The organism is Pseudidiomarina aestuarii, assembly GCF_048263735.1.
GTDB lineage: Bacteria > Pseudomonadota > Gammaproteobacteria > Enterobacterales > Alteromonadaceae > Pseudidiomarina > Pseudidiomarina aestuarii_B.
Map to the genome: position 1 here is coordinate 318,919 of NZ_JBLXDX010000002.1, position 20,025 is coordinate 338,943.

Consider the following 20,025-nt stretch of genomic DNA (forward strand, 5'->3'; position numbering starts at 1 on the left):
TGCCATTATTTCGGGACGTAGATGTGTCCCTCACCATTCCGATAATCGATAGTCAGTACAAAGTGCTTGAGCAGGTCATAACCCACTAGGCCACTGATTTGGACGCCGCGCATGCGGGTGCCCAAATCACGAGAACCTTCGCCAAACTCAATCGGACTGCCTTCGGCTGGCAGCGTTACTTTGACGTTCTCAAGGACAAATGGACCAAAGCCGACGGTGGGCATACGGAACGTCTCAACTGGCGCCATACCATTTACCCCCATCGACATTCCGGTTTCAATTGGGTATTTTTCCAGCCAATCGTGACTAGTAACCACATTGCGCGGCATCATCAAACCACCACTGCTACCCGTATCGAGCAGGAACCAACGGTCACTTTCACCATTCAAGTTCACTTTGACCAGAGGCTTGCCCGTGCCATCTTGAGCACGCATCTCTAGATTACTGATATCACGTAGGTTAAAGGTGCCCGGATTCGCAAAACGTAAGCGACTATTTGGGTAGTCAAACTGGACTACAAACTGATTCAATACAGGCGCACCAATCAACAAACTGGTCACTGAGCTGCCGAAATCAATCCCGACCAGCTCCATATTCAGCTCTAACCCAAGAATTTTGGTAGGGATATCTTTGAAAATATTGCGATCTTTGATCTCATACACACCTTGGACTTTAATCGTCGAATGGCTTTTAAACTCAAGGCCATGCTCCTCCAAAAAATCCATGTTGATGCCGTTTAACTGGGAGCCCGAATCAATAATGGCCCAAGACTCGATACCCGCAACTTCAACCTTGATTCGTACATGTCCATTCTTATGCTCAAACGGAACCCAGCTGGTTGCCTGAGCTAACACCGCATTCGAACCAAACAAAGCCAGCAACACTAAACCTAAAAGTAATTTGCGCACAAATCATCCTAATTCGTTGTTATATTCCTGTTGCCGAGATTATCCTAAAAGTTTGCAATGCGCGAGAAGTAAAAAGTAAAGATTGTTAGATTCCTGAAATGTCGCGAATGCTACTCGCACTGGGTGCTGTAGGCCTCGAGATAAGTCTTACCGAAGCATGCAACGTAGTTATCCACGATATGTAAATTTGGTGGCCATCTCATTTCCACTGGATTCCCATCAGCGTCAGTCATATTCAGGCTGGATGGCTTTTCAACCGCCGCCAGTAGCTCGCGTGCTTCGAGTAACTTCTCTTTGTCTTTCTCGATAAACGCAATGGTTGCAGTGACGTAGTAGTTCCAGCCAAAGCTGTCGTTCTCGGGGTCCTTATACGTTTGATTAAACAGCGCCACCGCTTGCTCATACTGCCCCGCTTCCGCACGCATTTGCCCTTCATGCCAACGCAACACACCGAGCCTGCCCTCACTTAAATCAGAATGTTCAGTGTAATACGTTTTTATCAAATCAGCCGCCGCCAGTTCACAACCTTCACGGTCAGCGACTTCACGCCAACCTTGCTCCTGAGTTTGGTCAAAAGCATTAAACTCCATCGCCAAATAATCCGTGTCCGGCGTGAGACAGGCTTCCGCTTCATCTGCAGCTTGGGCGTTGAAAGTAACGAGTGAAATCAATAGTGGTAGAAGAAATTTGCGCATAAGTAGTCCCTTATCAAAGCGATTTGCATTGGACTTACCCTAGCGAAAATTGTTGAAAAGTGGAAACTATTTCGTTGCAATAAATATACAATCAGTTACGCTTCGCTAACAAATCAAATCGCTGGCTTGGCGAGTGCCAACTCAATGCCAGAAACGAAGGGGTAAATCGATAGTGTTAACGAGCTTATTTTTGACAACAACGACTATGTTTTACGTTTTGGATACCTCTTATTCCGAAACAGTAAACATAGAACGATTCAAACCAACCGTCGAAGTCTCGCTTGAATCGCATACAGATGGGCGCGTGCACAATTTCCTCTTCCCAGACCTCCCCGTTTTCTATCTTGAGAGAAACTTAGGTACATGCTTTTATCAGACGCTTCAGGGCTCGCCCAACGTGTTGCTGAAATCTAAAAGCCCAAATAAAGCACTTACTGTTCTTGATGACCAAAAGGATGGCGTAATCGACAATAGTGATGTTCTTCACAAGCTCATTCGATTCATAGATCCAAGTGAAATCGACGATTGCGTTGGACAACCTCAACTAACCTCAAACGACTATGACATCGCCATTAATACCGACAAGCCACAGCGCATCAATCAACAGATCGACAATGTGAAAGTGCACGACCGCGTGCGTGTCTCTTTCGACAAAGAAGGTGAAGTAAAGAGAGGCGCTTGGTTATACTCGATTGAATTGACCGCGAAGTAGAAAATTCTCTACTTTTCGACGATAGATTCTAATAGTCAGGTGCCATGATATTCAGCTTCTGACTACAAAAGTACTGCTTAGAATACTAAGAACTCGTTCGTTGTTTCGATATGAATATAAAAATAAAAATTGGCACATTAGCTGACATTGTAACCATCGGTGCTCAAATACCCGAGTTTGATCGAGTAACCACTCTTGAGCGTTTAAAAGCGCGGCTGGACGGCGCCGATCATCTGATCCTAGTAGCAAAAATAGAAGACGCTATTGTTGGCTACAAGGTCGGATATCAACTAAGTGATGAGACGTTCTATAGCTGGATAGGCGGTGTCATTCCCACACATCGAAACCACGGCATTGCCACGCTATTGCTCAAGCACCAAGAACATTGGGCAATTGAAGCCGGCTTCAAGAAAATCAAAGTTAAATCCATGAATCGCTATCCCCACATGTTGAAAATGTTGATATCAAATGGATACAAAATCGTCTGCGTAGAAGGTGGTGCTGATACTGAAGAGCGTAAAATCGTATTTTCAAAACCCTTAGGCGACAAATGCGAGTAAAACAAAAAAGGCCGCTCGTGAGAGCGGCCTTTTGATGTTTGGTGGAGCTGGCGGGAGTTGAACTCATTTTTTTCTCTTATTTTTCAATACATAATAAACAAGAATTGTTACTTTGCATTCAAACTTGTAAAGTTAAACATGATTGTGAAAATAGTATATGCCCAAAGTAAAAGATTCCACCATCCATCAACATGATAAATGGTGAAATATAGGCCAAATAAAATTGGGCTAAACATTATCGCCAGTACAGGAATAAAAAAAATAGCAGTAATAAATCCTATATCTATTTCTGTTGAGATTTTTACCATTCCACTCGCTAGTATATTTAACAACCCCATCACCACGAAGTACAAAATTATAAATTGTACCCACGGCGCGAACTCGCCAGTCAATTCTCGCACTAATTCATCCATAAATAATCCCTTTAAACTACGAAGCAACCCACCTGCCGTAAACTTTTCGAATCATTCCCCAATCTTTGTGACCTAACTGACTTGCAACCCACATTGGGTTTTCACCGTTAGTAAGCATCGTAGATGCGTAGGTATGGCGGCAAGCATAAGGTTTTAAGTATCTGACTTTAGTCTGTTTTATGGCAGGTTGCCAATATCGTTCTCGGGGTACACCATCATACTTCCACCGCTTGCCAGTGTTCGGATCAAGAAACACATGGCCGGTACGGTGAGGTAATCGGTTAAGAACCGCCAAAGCTTTCTCATGCAATTCGTGAGTTCGATTGCTGCCAGCAGTTTTAGTGCCAGCCTTGCGCCCTTTAACGATTGATTCACGAATGAAGATGACACCACGTTCAAGATCAACGTTTTCCCATCGTAAGCCAATTTGCTCACCCGTTCTTAAGCCTGTCCAGAATGCGAACTCGTAAAAGTCACGAGCATAACCCTCTGGTAGAGCAGCCAGAATTCGCTCGCGTTCGTCAGCATTGAATGGTTGAACTTCTTCACTCTCAGTTCTCATCCGTTTAACGCTTTTCATTGGATTGCGCTCAATGATGTCGTCATACACCAAATAATCGAACGCTTGGCTCAATAGGCTATGCACTTCATTGGCTGTTTTGGGGTTTAGCTTGGTTTTGCGTTGCCAGTCGCGAAAATGAGATGGCTTGAAGTCACAAACGAGAAGCTGACCAAAATTCGGTAAAATGTGATTATCCATCCGTCCGCTGTTTGCCTTTTGTGTGCTATACGCCCAATTCTTATAACTTTGGGTAAACCACTTCTCGCACATCTCAGCAACGGTCAGAAGTGCCGCTTTGTTATCGGAAAATTCGAATGCATGTTTGCTCTCGGGAAACTCAGCCGCATAGTCGAATTCACCAAAATCAATTTTCATTTGAACACGGTCGCGCTTTTGCTTCACCAGCCTTATATTTTCAGGGGTTGGCTCAACACGAACAGTTTCACGGCAACGTCTACCGTTGAATAGAAATTCCATTCGTATAGAGTGTTTGCCAACACTGATACCAGGGTATTGAGACGCTTTAATGGTTACCCCCTCTCAACCCAACGTTCGAACTCAAGGATATTAATAAAGTAACGGCGATTACGTTTCGTAAAGTGTTTATCAATCACCCAACGACCATTTCGAATTAATCCGTATACTGACTTTTTGGTAAAGCCTGTGAGCTCACAGAAGTGACCTAGTAAAACCCAACGAGGTTGATTCATCGCTGCACCTCACCATCGTCTAACTCTGCTTTTCCGTCAATCTTATGGCGGCCCATGACAATATCCCAATATTTTCCAATCGCTCGGGATGCACGAAAGCCAATATTACGTTTACTCAATTCCGTGGTTTCAGGACAAATATCCTCGTACGACAAGCCTATTGCTGCTTCATACTTCTTCAATGTGTTAGCACTGTGAACCATTCGTAAGACACGCCAACCATAAAGTTGACCGAAGACAATAGCGCCAATTGCGGTTTCGAGGGTACTGGCATGCCCGTTAAAATCAGAAATTGAACGTTGCAGTTTTTTATTTTGCTCATCAGTTAAAAAATTAATCATAGGTTTTGCCTTTATCCAAAGTTTAACTTCAGGTTAACTATATAACCTCACATCAAACATTGTCAAACCTCATGTTAAACTTATTCTTCTGAAAAATGCTCTTCTACATATTCACCAATGAGCTCTTTCCTTGTGAACTGCTTGATTCCATCATGAAACTTAACGATGACTTCAATCTCATCATTCATAGCTAATACACCAACTATAAGACCTATATCCTTGATATCAGGTTTAGCAATCTCAGCGCGGTGGATTACCATATGAATCAATGCCGTTGCTTCGTCTAAGTCAAACTCTGTCTTTTGAGCGTCTATTAGTAGCGATTGATGCTTCATGTCTTTATTCCGTACAGTTATTTACACAAGTCCAAGGCCACTTCACCGATTCACCCGACCTGCGGTCGTCTGAACCGCTTCAGCGGCTCAATTTAAAACACTCTTGGTTTAAATTTTCACCCAAACCTTGGGTGATAACTTCAATTACACCTGTAATTTCACGTATTCACTCATTTGGGCACTTAGCAGAAACAGCTACACCTCTCGCTTAGCAAGATCTTCTGCAATCCGATGCTCTAATGCATTGTTTGTGTATCGCTATTATGCGGCGACATTCGCTGCTCCCAATACCATTTCCTGTACCTCGTGCGTACTCCAAACAATGAGTTTCGTAGTCCCACGATACGAGGCCGACGAGGTTCACCATATTGATTTAAGTTCGCGTATTCATGCTCTTCATTAGCTTCAAAGTTTTTTGAGTACACAGGGTGTATTTCACGCTTTGATATACCACCAATACCGCCCATCGCTAGACAAAACGCTGCCCAATTGGCGGAGTCTGCTGCCAACCTTAATTTTTCTAATGTATGGTCAGGAATAGGTTTACTGAGTCGTCGCAATTCACGCCATACAGTTACGCTCGGTCCACCTATTTGAGCGAATTTGCGGATTCCATGAGCAGATGCCCAAGCGCGAGTGCGACGCGCGGCTGACAGCCTTCCCGCGTCGCCCTCGTCTGCGCCCTTTATGCCATTTATGTTCTTTGCAATGTATTTCGCAAGATAACCTGCTGCTGATCCTCGTTCTTTGTCGATATCAACAAAGTGTGTTCTGTACTTGCTTGCACCTTTCTCATTGGGGCTATCCTGCATTGCGTATCGTTTTACAATACGCTTAAGCTGTTTGAGTTTGTCAGGCTCAACAAAAAGCAAAATATGCCAGTGTGGTGTGCCATCATGATTAGGTTCAGCAACGCGCATGCCGTAAGGAGTCAATTCTGAACGACAGAATTTCGCGCGAATAAGCTGCCAAACGTGGTTAAGGTATTCGTTAGCTTGCTTTGGTGAAGTTCCGTCAAACTTTGGATTCGGTTTGCCGCTAGCTTTCAGTATCGGATGCATACGCGACGGGGTGCTGAGCGTTACCATGACCCCTACATGACCTTGATAGTCGGCTATCTGCTCAAAGCCTTTTATACGAACCATCCACTCAGCAAACAGCACATCGGGATTAGCTATGGTATGTTGGCTCACTTCTGCCAGACTTACGCTTTCACCGTCCTCACTTACCAACATTGTACGTTCGAGAAACTCTTGGCTTTTACGCTGCGACTCTTCAAAACTGTCGAAGGTTCGATCACCACAGTAAAGACCACGACGTGAACTCACCAGTTGCAAAGCGCGCTCTGTTTCAGCCAAAACTTGATTACTTTTGTTTCGTAACCGACGTTGCCAGAATCGTTCATCACACAGTCGTTTGAGAATTTCATCGTCGGTGAATTGAAGCTCTCCAAGCTTATATTTCTGAAAAATCTGATTACACTTCTGCACTGCCATAAACGATGGGTATACGCTTCGTAAGCGACGGCATTCAATGACCTGACGTTTTGCAAAGGCATGGTGGGTTGAATGTTCAAATAGGTCGAGATCATCGATGCAAGAGAACGATTTTATGTTCTCAAGTAGGGCAACTGCTTTGTTGATATCGAAGTTTTCATAGTCGCGCAAAACACGGTTGAGCAACGTATTTGCCACCGAAAAGTTGGCGTCAGGCGTACTTAAAGGGGGTGTTTTTTGGCTATTTCGGGGGTATTCAAGGGTACTCGCACGAACTTCATCGACTTGGCGAAAAAGCTGCAATGCCTTGTTATTGCTTGGAAAAATAGAGCCAGCGCGTGATGCGCTGACTCTGGTATTGGTGGAGCTGGCGGGAGTTGAACCCGCGTCCGTAATACCTACATCCTCGGTCCTACATGCTTAGTCTGTCATTTAGTTAATCACCAAGTCGCCGACAGACAGGCTACTTAAGGTGACGATCCCGATTGGTTTTAACGCTTTGGCTACGGGCGAAGCCTCCACGCGAGTCTGCTTTGGGGTGAACCGACTGATCCTAGTCTCACAGACAAAGCGCTAGGGGTCGGACTCAGCGGGTTATTAAGCCGCTAAAGCGTAGTTGTCGTCGTTTGCAACTATTAAGTTGAGGCTTTTTACGAGGCCAGCCTCACCTCGGCATGCACCTTGGGTTTCGTGTATCCCGTCGAATCCAAATCAGCCCCAGATTCTTTCGAGTGCACCCTTGATATGGTGGTCAAGGGTGCGAAACTCAAGTACCCGTCTATGATACGCGATCAAGCGGGTTCATTACTAGAGCCATCTTGGCTCTCGGTCAAAACTATTGGCCGTTGTCCTTGCGCCACTGCCACTCGTTCTCCAGCGTAGCTTTGGGCAGTAACATTTGAAAATCTAAGTCGGCTAGCGGTTTGTCGTCTCGAAAACGCTCTGGAAAGTCTGGATTCGCGAGCGCTTTCTTGCCGATTGCCAGCAACGCATTCGGGAAGGCTGCCGCGTAATCAGCGTAGTTGGTTTCATCAATGCCACCATTGATAATTAGCCCTACTTCGCTTTCATGCGCAACCACTTGTGCGAGAGTGCGTTCACTGCCGCAAGCAAACGGCTTACGGTCAATCGAGGTATCAGTGGTGTGAATAAAATCAGCCCCTGCTGCTTCTAGCGCTTTGACCAATTTCACCGCCGCTTCCTCGCCTTCCGGCCATTGGTACTCGTTGTCGGTGACGGTAATTTGGCTAATCCGGATACCCACCACAAAGTCAGAGCCAACAGCAGCGCGCACCGCCTTTACAACCTGCGCCACGTATGCAATACGCTTCTCTAACGAACCGCCAAAGTCGTCTTCGCGCTGGTTAAAGTGCGTGCTCAAAAATTCATTTAATAGATAGCCGTTCGCACCATGCAATTCGACGCCGTCGAAACCAGCTTCTTTGGCGCGTTGTGCTGATGCAACAAAGCCATTCAATGCTTGCTCGAGGTCACTGGCGGTAGCTTCACGCGGCTCCAACCAGCCCGGCACGTCACCGTAGAGATTCAGTGGCTCGCCCTTAGGTTGCACGGCACTGGGACCAATCGGCTCATCGACAAAGCGGTTGTATTGCATCTGCGTGCCAGCATGCATCAATTGCATAATGACTTTAGAGCCTTGCGCGTGAATACGTTCGACAATTTGCTGCCAAGCGTCGGTTTGATCGGCATTAATCATGCCCGGTTGGTTCACGTAACCTTGCGAGGCGCGATCATCGGTGTACACACCCTCGGTGATGATGAGTCCGAAGCCACCTTTGGCAAAGCGCTCGTAATAATCGCCCATTAATGCAGTAGGAACGCCGTGTTCGTCGGCGCTGGTGCGTGTCATGGGTGCCACGGTGAAGCGATTCGATACATCTATAAACATAAACCCTCACTTTCAATCAGAATATTGACTTAATGTGCGGTCAAATACGCTGATTTCAAGGGAAGTGATCACGGTCGGTTGAGAACAATCGCCGCTTTTTGCTTACGTTTACCGAAGCCAAAGGCCCGCCGAAACACGGCTAGCGGTATCGGCAAGTACTGACGTTCTGTGGGAGATTGCCAAGGATAATCTTCTTGGTCGGGATCGTTTATATAAACGTAGTTTTCGTCGGCGGCACACAGCAGCACCCAATGCGGCGCTTTGCTGGCATCAAATACATAGGTACTAATCAACGCTACCACTAGCTTGCCTTGATTAAGGTCTTCAAGCAGCTGTTGTAGCGTGTATTCGCCAACATGAATCGGAATATTCTGCGCTTTGAGTGCGGCGATATCGGTTTCTTGCACCCGCGCCATAATCATTTTCTTGTCGTTGCTTCGCACTGAATCGAGCAGCAATGGCCCCTCTTCCGACACATGCAGTTCTACCGACAAACCTCGCCGCAGCGCAGCACGGGCTAATCCATGCGGTCCACAACCACCGTGTCCGGAAGTCATAAAAATGGTGGTCGACTCACGCCAAATCTCGAGTTCTTCATGATGCGGATCGGCCGAAGGAATATCAAAATAAGCCATAGCCATCAGCAAGCTTGCCGGGCCACAGGTGAACTCGGTAGTTTGTGTGCGATACGGCACCAGTCGCTGATCACCGTTCGAACCTTCAGGAATTTCGTAACGCGGTAGCAGCTTTTGCAGCACTAAAGCGTCACTGTCGTCCTCGTAGTATTCGGGACGAATTTCCATGTCGTAGTAATCCGCCTTGTGGTACATGGCCTGCGCAGCAAGGTTGTCGGTCTTGACTTCGAGGCGCATAAACAAGCAATGACGGTCATCGGCGTCATCTTCCGCCGCTTCCAGTAACAGCGTGCCATACCCCTTGCGGCGATGCTCTGGCGCTACCGCCAACGAGTACAACCGCGCCAATTGCGTCGCCTGACGATACAACACCATGTAATAGCCGACTACTTCACCGTCGACCAACAACACTTGAAAATCACCAATCGACTGGTCGATAAAACGACGGAAACTTCGACGACTGATGCGGTCGGTCACAAAGCTTGTCAGCTCAATTTGCTCGAGCGCATCCAAGTGCTCTCGCGCAGCTCGCATGAGCTGCGGACGCGTCGTTTTCAAACGGGTCGAAACAGGAGCCAAAGACATGTAATTGAACCATCCAAGTGAGTTCGGACTAAAAGTGCGCAAATTATACGCAGAAAAAACGTAAAACATATGCACGAATAGAAATAATTATAGCGTGGTATGGCTCGTAAATATCGCACCGCTGTAGCAAAAGTGATAAACTTGCGCGCACATTTTTCGCACGACTTTTAAATTTTAGACACGTTGAGGATCTATCGGTGAGCGACCAGAAACCTTCCCTAAGTTACAAAGACGCCGGAGTCGATATCGACGCTGGTAACGCCCTGGTGGAACGGATCAAAGGCGTCACCAAACGCACCAAACGGCCGGAAGTCATGGGCAACATTGGTGGTTTCGGCGCACTGTGCGAATTACCAACTAAATACAAGCAACCTGTGCTGGTCAGCGGTACTGACGGCGTGGGTACGAAATTGCGCCTCGCCATTGACCTGAAAAAGCACGATACCGTCGGCATCGACCTCGTTGCCATGTGCGTGAATGACCTGATTGTGCAAGGTGCGGAGCCACTGTTCTTCCTGGATTACTACGCCACTGGCAAGCTCGACGTTGATGTCGCTGCCGATGTAGTTACTGGTATCGGTGAAGGCTGTGTGCAAGCCGGCTGTGCGCTGATTGGCGGCGAAACTGCTGAAATGCCGGGTATGTATGAGCACGGCGATTACGATATCGCAGGCTTCTGCGTCGGTGTGGTGGAAAAGGCCAATATTATCGACGGTACCAAAGTGGCTACGGGCGATGCTTTGATTGCGCTGGGTTCAAGCGGCCCGCATTCCAACGGCTACTCGTTAATTCGTAAAATTATTGAAGTCAGTGGCGCTGATGTCGCGGCTGAAACTCTGGACGGCAAGCCATTGGCAGAACACCTGCTGGCACCGACCAAAATCTACGTGAAGTCTGTACTGAAGCTGCTGGAAAGCGTTGAAGCACATGCTATTTCACATATTACTGGTGGCGGCTTCTGGGAAAACATCCCACGCGTATTGCCTGACAACGCTAAAGCCGTGATTGACGGTAGCAGCTGGCAATGGCCTTCCATTTTTGGCTGGTTGCAAGAACAAGGCAACGTCAGCACCAAAGAAATGTATCGCACCTTCAACTGTGGTGTAGGCCTAATCATTGCCCTACCCGCCGCACAAGCTGAACAAGCGGTCAGCATTTTACGCGACAACGGTGAGAATGCTTGGGTAATTGGCCAAGTTGCTGAGCGCGATTCTGAAACGTCTGCACAGGTAGAAATCAATTGAAGTTACGCCGCAAATTAGTGGTCCTCATCAGCGGCTCGGGGACCAACCTACAAGCCATTATGGATGCCTGCGAAGACGGTTATATTGCCGGTGAAGTGGTTGGCGTGATCAGCAACAAGCCTGGTGTGAAGGGTTTGGAACGCGCCGAAAAGGCAGGTATTCCAACCGCAGTATTGCCACATACTGATTTTGATACGCGTGAAGCTTACGACGCTGAACTGCAAATGGTGATTGATTCGTTCCAGCCTGATTACGTGATTCTTGCTGGCTTTATGCGGATTTTAACGCCGGGTATCACCGAGCACTTTGCGGGTCGGATGCTGAATATCCATCCGTCATTACTGCCAAAATACAAAGGTATTAAAACCCATGAGCGCGCTCTCGCTGCCGGCGACCGCGAACATGGCGTCAGCGTGCATTTTGTCACTGCCGAACTCGACGGCGGCCCCGTCATTCTGCAAGCACGGGTTCCAGTCTTTAAAGGCGATGAAGTAAGTGACTTGCAAGAACGTGTCCACGAGCAAGAACATCGGATCTACCCGCTGGTTATTCAATGGCTCTGCACTGGAAGGCTGGTGTTGACTGATAAAGGCGCGATATTGGATAACGAAGTGCTGGGGCCAGCCGGCTACGCAGCCGACTAACTGAAAGTAAATAGTGAAAGGTGAATAGTGAACCGAGTGGTCACTCGCACCATCTGCGCTCTAGCTTGTTCACTATTTACTTAAAAGATCTGAGCAGCAGTGTGGCTACTTCGTCGCGGTCTTCGCGTTGCTGCATTTTGACTAGCACGCCGTTGAGTTCTGGAGCGAACCAGAAGTCGGTTTCACGATTGGAGTTTTCACGGATGCGGGATACTTTTACAGCTTCGACTTCACCGTAAGGGAGACGGAGGGTTTCAGTGCCGACGCGCTGGAACACTTGCAGGTCTTTTTGCCCCTTTTCATCGACGGTGTGATAGGTCTGTTGTTTGCCATCTTCAAGTGCCAACATGTCGTGTGACAGTTGCTCGATCAAACTCGCTTCATCGAGCAGGTCTTCGCGCCAATCGATGGCGAGTGTGGCGCCCGACTCTAAATCTCGGACTGCTTCACCTTCACGGTCAAATAAGCCTTCAAAACTCCGGTTTTTGCCGGTTCCGTTACGCTTAAACGCAAATGTCAGCGGCCGAATCACGCCATCTTCCACCTTGAAGCTGGACCAATAGCGGCGCCGGTCAGAAAGGAACAGCCAACTGATTTCGGTTTCGGTGGCTAGCTCAAATACGCCATCGTCGGCCTGAATCAACTCCCGCATGGCCTCTCCATATTGAGAACCGCCACGCTCAACTGCGTAACTAGCCTTATATGGCGTCACGTCCGCAACTGCCACCCCGGCAACCGTTGATATCAGCATAGCAATCGCTACCATTCCAACCCGCATCGCGTTCTCCACTTAAGCATTGGTAAAATGTGAACCGTGAATAGATAATAGCACTGACGTCGCGCTAACCTGTTCACTGTTCACTGTTCACTGTTCACTGACCTTGTGACCACAACTTCCGCGCTAAGTTTAAAGATCTTTTGCGAGTAACTAAGCGCCAATCGCCAGTCGCGAAATATTCAAACACCTGTTCAAATTTGACTTGAAAAAAGTGATCAAAACGACTACTCTCAACGTAACTAATACTGGTCAGACCTCTAACAGAATAACGGAGTCCAAGCTATGAGCGTCGCCTTATGGATTATCGCCACCCTAGCCGTGCTAGGAGGCTGTTTATACTACCGCGCATCATTACTCGTGAGCAGCTTAGCGCTCGTGGGAATTTTTGCTGTTGGTAGCTTTTTCGACATCGTCGGTGTGGTGTTATGGGTGCTGCTAGCCATCGTGCTGGTGCCGCTGAATTTCACCCCGATTCGCCGCGGTGTTATCGCGAAAAAATTACTCGGTATGTATCGCAAAGTCATGCCAGAAATCTCAGAAACTGAGAAAGATGCCATTGATGCCGGTACCACTTGGTTTGAAGGTGAACTGTTCCGCGGTGCGCCTGACTGGAACAAGCTGCACAGCATTCAGAAAGCTGAATTGACTGCTGAGGAGCAAGCGTTCCTCGATGGCCCGTGTGAAGAAGTCTGTAAAATGATGGACGACTGGCAAGCCACGCATGAGCTGGCTGATATGTCGCCGGAAGTCTGGCAGTACCTGAAAGATAAAAAATTCTTCGCCATGATCATCAAGAAAGAATTTGGTGGTTTGGAATTCTCTGCCTACGCGCAATCACGCGTATTGCAGAAATTGGCAGGTGTCAGCACTATTTTGGCGTCAACCGTTGGGGTACCTAACTCATTAGGCCCAGGCGAGTTGTTACAGCACTATGGTACGCAAGAGCAGAAAGACCATTATCTGCCGCGCCTTGCCAACGGTGACGAAATTCCATGTTTCGCATTAACCAGCCCTGAGGCAGGTTCAGATGCGGGCTCTATTCCAGATACCGGTGTCATTTGCAAAGGTGAATGGAACGGTGAGGAAATTGTCGGTATCCGCTTAAACTTCAACAAGCGTTACATCACGTTAGCGCCAGTTGCGACTGTATTGGGCTTAGCGTTCAAACTGTATGACCCTGAGCACCTGATTGGTAGCAAAGAAGAGCTCGGTATTACTGCTGCGCTCATTCCACGCGAAACCAAAGGCGTAGAAATTGGTCGTCGTCACTTCCCATTGAACGTGCCGTTCATGAATGGCCCGATTAAAGGTAAAGATGTATTCGTACCATTAAGCTACATCATTGGTGGCGAGAAGATGGCCGGTAAAGGCTGGAGGATGCTGGTTGAGTGTTTGTCAGTCGGTCGTGCTATTACCCTGCCGTCAAACAGTGCCGGTGGCGTGAAATCTATTGCTCTAGCAACGGGTGCATATTCATACATTCGTCGTCAGTTCCGCTTACCGATTGGTAAAATGGAAGGCGTTCAGGAAGCTCTGGCTCGCTTAGCCGGTAACGCATACCTGATGGATGCAGTAACCACCTTCTCAACCAAAGGCGTTGATTTAGGTGAGAAGCCGTCGGTTATCTCAGCTATCGCCAAATATCACCTGACCGAGAAGTTACGTGCTTGTATGGACGACGCCATGGATGTTCATGGTGGTAAAGGTATCTGCTTAGGTCCAAACAACTACTTAGGCCGTGGTTATCAAGGTGTGCCGATTGCGATTACGGTTGAAGGTGCAAACATCTTGACTCGTAACCTCATGATCTACGGTCAAGGTGCGATTCGCTGCCATCCGTATGTACTAGAAGAAATGCTAGCGTCTGCTGAGCATGGTCCAGAAGCGTTGGCACGATTCGACAAAGCTATTTTTGGTCACATCGGTTTTGGTGCCAGTAACTTTGTCCGCTCGTTGGTGTTGGGTTTAGGCGGTTATCGCTTCAGCAAAGCTCCATTTAGCGACAGCACCAAGCGCTACTACCAGCAAATGAACCGTTTCAGTGCCAACCTAGCGTTGTTGTCTGACGTTGCTATGGGCGTATTGGGCGGTGAACTGAAGCGTAAGCAGCGTATTTCTGCTCGCTTGGGTGACATGCTGAGCTATCTTTATATTGCATCAGCAACGCTGAAACGCTTTGAAGACCAAGGCCGTCAACGTGATGACTTGCCACTGCTGCATTGGGCAATGCAAGACAGCTTGTACAAGCTGCAAGAAGCACAGTTATCGTTATTGGATAACTTTGGCGCCGTCGGTAGCACCATGCGCGTCGTTATGTATCCATTCGGTCGCTTCGTGAAGCGTCCAAGTGATTCACTGGATCGCAAAGTTGCGAAAATCTTACTGCAACCGAATGCCAGCCGTGACCGCTTAGGCGAAGGTCAGTTCTTATCAGCGGATGGTCAGTTTGGTTACTTAGAGCAGACCTTACGTGATGTGATTGCTGCTGAAGCGTTGGTCGCTAAAGTTGGCAAAGCGCAGAACAAACGCTTGGCGTTTATGTTCCTCGACAAGATTGCGGAAGAAGGCAAAGAGTTGGGCGTTCTGAATGACGACGATGTCGCATTGTTGAAACGCACCGAGGAAGGTCGTCTGCGCGTTATCAATGTTGATGACTTCGCTACTGAGGACCTAATGGCAGGCAAAGCAGCGCACGAATGGGCGCTCGAGAATGCCGAAGCACAGGCCAAAGCCTCAAAAAAGTCTAACGCTGCGTAGTCTGCAGCAACCGTCTAAATCGGATGAAAAGGCCAGTCACACGACTGGCCTTTTTCGTGTACAATCGCCTGCACGCTAACGTAAATTATAAGAACGAAGGAGCCGGAGCTGCATGACGCAACCCAACCCGACCCCAGCACAACGTGGTGCTTTTACGCGCTTTTTGGATACCGTGGAATGGTTAGGTAACCTACTCCCACACCCAATTACCCTATTCGCTATATTCGCTTTGGGCATTGTCGTGCTCAGTGGCATTGCGAGCTACTTTGGCTTAAGCGCACTCGACCCACGTCCGGGTGGCGAGATGATTGAAGTGGTCAGCCTCTTCAATGCGGAAGGCCTACAACGTATTGTCACCGGCTTAGTCACCAACTTCACTGGTTTTACCCCGCTGGGTACCGTACTGGTTGCGTTATTGGGTGTTGGTATCGCTGAGCGCTCAGGTATGTTGTCTGCGTTGATGCGTGGCTTGGTCATGAATGCGCATCCGCGCGCGGTAACAGTTGCAGTTGTCTTTGCTGGTGTTATTTCTAACACAGCTGCTGAGTTAGGCTACGTGGTCTTAGTGCCCCTCTCTGCCATGATTTTCCATTCCCTCGGGCGACATCCGCTTGCCGGTCTAGCCGCAGCGTTCTCCGGTGTGTCCGCAGGTTACAGCGCAAACCTATTGATCGGTACCGTCGACCCGTTATTAGCCGGTATTACTACGCAAGCGGCGAATCTGATTGATCCAGATTATTACGTTGGGCCCGAAGCGAATTGGTTCTTCATGATGGTATCGACCTTCTTGATTGCCATTATGGGTACCTTCGTTACCGAGAAAATTGTCGAGCCGAAGCTCGGGAAATATGACCCTAAAGAAGCGACGATTAACCTTAGTGAACAAAAAATTGAATCGTTAACCTCTGAGGAAAAGCGAGGACTGCTTGGAGCGGGTTTAAGCTTCTTATTCCTCGGTATTCTGTTAGCGCTGACCATAGTTCCAGAATGGGGTATTTTACGAAACCCAGAGACCGGTGAAGTCGCTGGCTCGCCATTCTTAAAAGGCATCGTCGCCTTTATCTTTATTACTTTTGCCATTCCGGGCTATGTGTACGGTCGCATCACCAAGGTCATGCGCAGTGACCGCGATGTCATTGATGCCATGTCAGACAGCATGAGCACTATGGGTATGTACATCGTGTTGGTGTTTTTCGCCGCGCAGTTCGTGGCCTTCTTTGGCTGGACCAATTTCGGCAGCATTCTCGCCATTAAAGGCGCAGAATTCTTGCAAACGGCCGGCCTCACAGGACCATCGGTATTTATTCTGTTCATCTTTATGTGTGCATTCGTCAACCTAATGCTCGGCTCAGCCTCAGCACAATGGGCCATCACCGCGCCAATTTTTGTGCCGATGTTAATGCTGATTGGTTATGCACCAGAAGTGATTCAAGCGGCTTATCGTATCGGCGACTCGGTCACCAATATCATTACGCCGATGATGAGTTACTTTGGCCTCATACTCGCAGTCGCGGTGAGGTATAAGAAAGATACCGGTATCGGCACCATGATAGCGATGATGCTGCCTTACACTATCTTCTTCTTGATTGGCTGGAGTGCGTTGTTCTTCCTCTGGGTATTCGGTCTGGATATGCCGGTAGGACCAAGCGCACCAACCTACTACACCCCTTAAAAACTAGTGAATAGTGAACGGTGAATGGTGAACAGAGCAAGATGGTGAATGGTGAACAGGACTGAGTTTTGATCGGTTCACTGTTCACTATTTACTGTTCACTAGGTCTTCTCATCAGTGAATACACCGTCACGGCGGCGAGTCCGCAGCACCCCATCACGATTGCCATTCCCAGTGGTGTCCATTGGCCGACAATATTCACTATAGCAGACACAATACCCGCAATAAGAAACTGCAATGAACCGGTGACGGCGGAGGCTGCGCCTGCCCGTTCTTGCTGCTCAGCAAGCGCGCCAGCCATTGCATTCGGGAACACCATACCCAAGGTACTGATATAGAGAAATAAGGGGATTAGAACCGCCCAGAAGCCCCAGTCCATAAATCCTGCGACCAGCAATACCGACGCAATCACACCAAGCACTGGCAAGGACTTGTTGAGGATTTTGCGTGAGTCACGTCGGCGTAACAACCACGCATTCAACTGAGCCATGCCAATAATGCCGATAGCATTTGCGCCGAAGAGCCAGCTGTAGTGCTCAGGCGATAGCCCAAAATGGTCAATAAAGACGAGCGGCGAGCCGGAAATATAAGCGAACAACCCTGACTGTGCGACGCCACCAGCCAGCGAATAACGCAAAAAGCTGGGATCCCGCAATACGCTCCAATAAATGGGTAAGCTACTGCGAATACGCACCGAAGGGTTCGGCAGACGCGTTTCTGGCAGCCGCACATGAATGAGAGCCAAACAGGCCACTGCTAGAACGGCGATGATGGTGAAAATAGACTGCCAGCCGAAGTACTGCGTGACGTAAGCGCCAGCTAACGGAGCCAAAATCGGCGCAATACCCATCACCAAAATTAAGAATGAGAAGACTTGTGCAGATGCCTGCGGGGTATACAAATCACGCACCATGGCGCGGGCAATCACCAAGCCAGCACAGGAACCAATGGCTTGGAAGAAACGCAAGACAATCAGTGACTCTAAATTAGGTGCGTACGCGCATGCTAACGAAGTCGCAATATAAAGCGCCAAACCGAAATATAACGGCGGCTTGCGACCAAAGCGATCTGCGACAGTGCCATACAGCAACTGCCCGATAAACAATCCGAGAAAGAAGGATGTTAGTGAGAGCTCGACCCGATGCGAGTCGGTTTGATAACTCGCGGCGATATCACCAAACGCAGGCAGGTACATGTCGATCGACAACGGACCGAACATAGTTAAAAGCGCCAGCACGACGACGGTTAGGTCAAATCGTGCCTTATCGGAAACTGCGAAGCGCGCGGTCACGAGCCCGACTCATAGCGCTGAGTGCTATGGTCGGTGGGTCGTTTTATTGTTTTTGTTGTACGGATCCAGTCGACAAAAGACTGCGCATAATTGACATAAGTATCGGTGACTTTGCCCGCAAGCTCGAGTTCACCCAATAAGCGCCAGCCATCGCTGCCACCGGCCAAAAAGCTATTCGTAATCATAGTGTAGGTCTGCGCGTCATTTAGCGGTTGCCAAGCGCCCTCTTGCCACACCTGAATGTTACTAAAGCGCGAGCCAAACTCTGCAGTGACATCGACATCAAAACCAATGCCAGCACCATGCGGATAGGCACCATCAGAGCCGGAGTCCGACAACGCATAATCCAATGCTTGTTCGAGCACGGTATGTAACTCTGCGCCGGTTATTTGTACTTCTACGAGTGTGTTTGCGAACGGCAATAATCGGTAAGCATCGGCAATCGTAAAGTCACCGGGTGCGATTTCTGCTCGAACGCCGCCGCCATTTTGCAGCGCGAAGTCAGCTTGCGGTGCACTCGCTAAAAAGGCTTCGGCCACTACCCGGTGTGCATCGGACTGCCGGCCAATACCACAACTGTCACTGGTAGCTGGACCCATACGGCGCAAACAAAGACGCTCCTCAACCGTGGCAATAACCTCGGTCGTCAATGAATCCAGTTGGTCTTGAAATGAGACAATCAGCTTTTTGGCTTCGGCTTGCTCAGCAATCGCTGCAAACTGCGGCAACTCGGCAATAGCCGATGGCGCGTTCTCCGCAACCAACAGATGTGCTTGACCGCCACAATTGGCAACATCGTCACCTGCGAACTCAACCACCATCTCACCTACCGCTTGGCTGTATTCCCATGCATGACCGATACACACCAGTTGGTTGTCGGAATTCATCACTTGCATCGGATACGGACCAACAGCGCTCAAGCCATGCTTGGTGTAGTCACCTAGCAAAGTGTGAGAATCACCGCCAATAATAAAATCAACCGCAGGCAAACGCGCCGCTAAATCTAAATCATTCTTGTATTGAATGTGCGTCAGCAAGCCGATCTTCTCGATACCTAAGCCTTGTAACTCACGAATGTAATACAGTGCTGTTTCGTATTCGTCGGCAAACTCAGTGGTACGATCCGGCTGTGACGACTGTTTGGTTTTTACCGCAATATCCAAACCAATCAAACCGATCTTCTCACCACCACGTTCGAAAACAGCATAGGGTTTGAAGCTATCCCAACGAGTCTTCTGTGTCAGCGCAGATACACCCACTTCCGGCTGCACGTTGGCGCCTAACACGACAGTCGCGCATTCGCTTAACGACAAATAATCTAGGAACTGCTTTAGACCATCATCACCATTATCGAACTCGTGATTGCCCAATTCCATGGCATCGAAACACACATGATTCATCAGGGCTGCATCGGCCTCCCCTTTAAACAAGGTGTAAAACAGGGTGCCAGTAATCGCATCGCCCGCATGTAGCGTGAGCATATTTTCATGACGTGCACGAATCACATCAATCTGAGCAGCTACGCGCGCAAAACCACCGGTTTCGACTTTGTAGGTCTCGGTACCGACACGAATCGAACGATTGGCGGTTGGCAGTAAATGCGAATGATGGTCGTTGATATGCGCTACCGCTAAGGTATAAGGCTGCGGCTCATTGGGTGTACCCGAACAGGCTGCTAATAAGACAATCAACGAACTAATCAGAAATGGTTTCACGAGGTCACTTTTTTAACAATGAAGCGATGAGGACGAAGTAGCAGACCCGATTCACAGGCGTCA

The 20,025-nt window shown here is 48.5% G+C and carries 18 protein-coding genes and 1 other RNA gene; 6 read left to right on the plus strand and 13 right to left on the minus strand.

The annotated features are described in order from the left end of the window. Positions 1 to 5: 5 nt before the first annotated feature. Entirely contained in the window at positions 6 to 908 is a 903-nt protein-coding gene (locus ACN0S4_RS06165; RefSeq protein WP_417656836.1) for a pepsin/retropepsin-like aspartic protease family protein, read from the minus strand. A 110-nt stretch (positions 909 to 1,018) separates the two neighbouring features. After that, positions 1,019 to 1,603 carry a hypothetical protein gene (locus tag ACN0S4_RS06170; RefSeq protein WP_417656837.1) on the minus strand — a complete coding sequence of 195 codons (585 nt, stop codon included), beginning with the start codon at positions 1,601 to 1,603 and terminating at the stop codon, positions 1,019 to 1,021. 190 nt (positions 1,604 to 1,793) lie between these two features. On the opposite strand from ACN0S4_RS06170, the gene ACN0S4_RS06175 reads away from it, so the two are divergent. Together ACN0S4_RS06175 and ACN0S4_RS06180 are read left to right on the plus strand one after the other, a co-directional pair. After that, entirely contained in the window at positions 1,794 to 2,315 is a 522-nt protein-coding gene (locus ACN0S4_RS06175; protein ID WP_417656838.1) for a hypothetical protein, read from the plus strand. Positions 2,316 to 2,425: 110 nt separating this feature from the next. Beyond that, a complete protein-coding gene (locus ACN0S4_RS06180; RefSeq protein ID WP_417656839.1) occupies positions 2,426 to 2,875 on the plus strand; it encodes a GNAT family N-acetyltransferase in 450 nt (149 codons plus the stop codon). Positions 2,876 to 2,982: 107 nt separating this feature from the next. On the opposite strand, the gene ACN0S4_RS06185 is transcribed toward ACN0S4_RS06180, so the two are convergent. The 8 genes from ACN0S4_RS06185 to ACN0S4_RS06220 form a co-directional block, all read right to left on the minus strand. Next, the gene (locus ACN0S4_RS06185; RefSeq protein ID WP_417656840.1) at positions 2,983 to 3,288 is read right to left on the minus strand and encodes a hypothetical protein; all 306 of its coding nucleotides are present in this window, start codon (positions 3,286 to 3,288) and stop codon (positions 2,983 to 2,985) included. 16 nt (positions 3,289 to 3,304) lie between these two features. Then, positions 3,305 to 4,378 carry a tyrosine-type recombinase/integrase gene (locus tag ACN0S4_RS06190; protein ID WP_417656999.1) on the minus strand — a complete coding sequence of 358 codons (1,074 nt, stop codon included), beginning with the start codon at positions 4,376 to 4,378 and terminating at the stop codon, positions 3,305 to 3,307. 178 nt (positions 4,379 to 4,556) lie between these two features. Then, on the minus strand, positions 4,557 to 4,901 hold the full coding sequence (locus ACN0S4_RS06195) for a hypothetical protein (protein ID WP_417656841.1): 345 nt from the start codon (positions 4,899 to 4,901) through the stop codon (positions 4,557 to 4,559). An 80-nt stretch (positions 4,902 to 4,981) separates the two neighbouring features. Further along, on the minus strand, positions 4,982 to 5,236 hold the full coding sequence (locus tag ACN0S4_RS06200) for a hypothetical protein (RefSeq protein ID WP_417656842.1): 255 nt from the start codon (positions 5,234 to 5,236) through the stop codon (positions 4,982 to 4,984). Positions 5,237 to 5,472: 236 nt separating this feature from the next. After that, positions 5,473 to 7,035, minus strand: coding sequence for a replication endonuclease (locus tag ACN0S4_RS06205; protein ID WP_417656843.1), 1,563 nt, complete (start codon positions 7,033 to 7,035; stop codon positions 5,473 to 5,475). 56 nt (positions 7,036 to 7,091) lie between these two features. Further along, positions 7,092 to 7,451: a transfer-messenger RNA gene (gene ssrA, locus ACN0S4_RS06210) on the minus strand. Positions 7,452 to 7,567: 116 nt separating this feature from the next. Continuing rightward, positions 7,568 to 8,641 carry an NADH:flavin oxidoreductase gene (locus tag ACN0S4_RS06215; protein WP_417656844.1) on the minus strand — a complete coding sequence of 358 codons (1,074 nt, stop codon included), beginning with the start codon at positions 8,639 to 8,641 and terminating at the stop codon, positions 7,568 to 7,570. A 68-nt stretch (positions 8,642 to 8,709) separates the two neighbouring features. Next, a complete protein-coding gene (locus tag ACN0S4_RS06220) occupies positions 8,710 to 9,861 on the minus strand; it encodes a peptidase C39 family protein (protein WP_417656845.1) in 1,152 nt (383 codons plus the stop codon). A 197-nt stretch (positions 9,862 to 10,058) separates the two neighbouring features. Between ACN0S4_RS06220 and purM the strand changes: the two genes are divergently transcribed. Both purM and purN read left to right on the plus strand, forming a co-directional pair. Beyond that, on the plus strand, positions 10,059 to 11,105 hold the full coding sequence (gene purM, locus ACN0S4_RS06225; RefSeq protein ID WP_417656846.1) for a phosphoribosylformylglycinamidine cyclo-ligase: 1,047 nt from the start codon (positions 10,059 to 10,061) through the stop codon (positions 11,103 to 11,105). Then, complete coding sequence (gene purN / locus ACN0S4_RS06230) at positions 11,102 to 11,749, plus strand: phosphoribosylglycinamide formyltransferase (RefSeq protein ID WP_417656847.1); 648 nt, start codon at positions 11,102 to 11,104, stop codon at positions 11,747 to 11,749. The genes purM and purN overlap by 4 nt, the downstream gene beginning before the upstream one ends. A gap of 76 nt (positions 11,750 to 11,825) precedes the next feature. Here purN and ACN0S4_RS06235 read toward each other — a convergent pair whose 3' ends face one another. Next, positions 11,826 to 12,527 (minus strand): DUF3108 domain-containing protein, encoded by a 702-nt coding sequence (locus ACN0S4_RS06235; protein ID WP_417656848.1) that lies wholly within the window; start codon positions 12,525 to 12,527, stop codon positions 11,826 to 11,828. 282 nt (positions 12,528 to 12,809) lie between these two features. Between ACN0S4_RS06235 and fadE the strand changes: the two genes are divergently transcribed. Both fadE and ACN0S4_RS06245 read left to right on the plus strand, forming a co-directional pair. Continuing rightward, the gene (fadE, locus tag ACN0S4_RS06240; RefSeq protein WP_417656849.1) at positions 12,810 to 15,284 is read left to right on the plus strand and encodes an acyl-CoA dehydrogenase FadE; all 2,475 of its coding nucleotides are present in this window, start codon (positions 12,810 to 12,812) and stop codon (positions 15,282 to 15,284) included. Positions 15,285 to 15,396: 112 nt separating this feature from the next. Continuing rightward, positions 15,397 to 16,956, plus strand: a complete 1,560-nt coding sequence (locus ACN0S4_RS06245; RefSeq protein ID WP_417656850.1) for an AbgT family transporter — start codon at positions 15,397 to 15,399, stop codon at positions 16,954 to 16,956. 91 nt (positions 16,957 to 17,047) lie between these two features. Here the strand turns inward: ACN0S4_RS06245 and ACN0S4_RS06250 are convergent, their stop codons facing one another. Together ACN0S4_RS06250 and ACN0S4_RS06255 are read right to left on the minus strand one after the other, a co-directional pair. After that, positions 17,048 to 18,247: a Bcr/CflA family multidrug efflux MFS transporter gene (locus ACN0S4_RS06250; protein ID WP_417656851.1), complete on the minus strand. Its 1,200-nt coding sequence runs from the start codon at positions 18,245 to 18,247 to the stop codon at positions 17,048 to 17,050. Then, complete coding sequence (locus ACN0S4_RS06255) at positions 18,244 to 19,962, minus strand: bifunctional metallophosphatase/5'-nucleotidase (RefSeq protein WP_417656852.1); 1,719 nt, start codon at positions 19,960 to 19,962, stop codon at positions 18,244 to 18,246. The genes ACN0S4_RS06250 and ACN0S4_RS06255 overlap by 4 nt, the downstream gene beginning before the upstream one ends. Positions 19,963 to 20,025 lie beyond the last annotated feature (63 nt).

Excerpts from the sequence above, each read along its gene's own strand:
- ACN0S4_RS06170 (WP_417656837.1), bottom strand. The coding sequence starts at position 1,603 with ATGCGCAAATTTCTTCTACCACTATTGATTTCACTCGTTACTTTCAAC.
- ACN0S4_RS06180 (WP_417656839.1), top strand. The coding sequence starts at position 2,426 with ATGAATATAAAAATAAAAATTGGCACATTAGCTGACATTGTAACCATC.
- ACN0S4_RS06185 (WP_417656840.1), bottom strand. The coding sequence starts at position 3,288 with ATGGATGAATTAGTGCGAGAATTGACTGGCGAGTTCGCGCCGTGGGTA.
- ACN0S4_RS06195 (WP_417656841.1), bottom strand. The coding sequence starts at position 4,901 with ATGATTAATTTTTTAACTGATGAGCAAAATAAAAAACTGCAACGTTCA.
- ACN0S4_RS06200 (WP_417656842.1), bottom strand. The coding sequence starts at position 5,236 with ATGAAGCATCAATCGCTACTAATAGACGCTCAAAAGACAGAGTTTGAC.
- ACN0S4_RS06215 (WP_417656844.1), bottom strand. The coding sequence starts at position 8,641 with ATGTTTATAGATGTATCGAATCGCTTCACCGTGGCACCCATGACACGC.
- ACN0S4_RS06220 (WP_417656845.1), bottom strand. The coding sequence starts at position 9,861 with ATGTCTTTGGCTCCTGTTTCGACCCGTTTGAAAACGACGCGTCCGCAG.
- ACN0S4_RS06235 (WP_417656848.1), bottom strand. The coding sequence starts at position 12,527 with ATGCGGGTTGGAATGGTAGCGATTGCTATGCTGATATCAACGGTTGCC.
- fadE (WP_417656849.1), top strand. The coding sequence starts at position 12,810 with ATGAGCGTCGCCTTATGGATTATCGCCACCCTAGCCGTGCTAGGAGGC.
- ACN0S4_RS06245 (WP_417656850.1), top strand. The coding sequence starts at position 15,397 with ATGACGCAACCCAACCCGACCCCAGCACAACGTGGTGCTTTTACGCGC.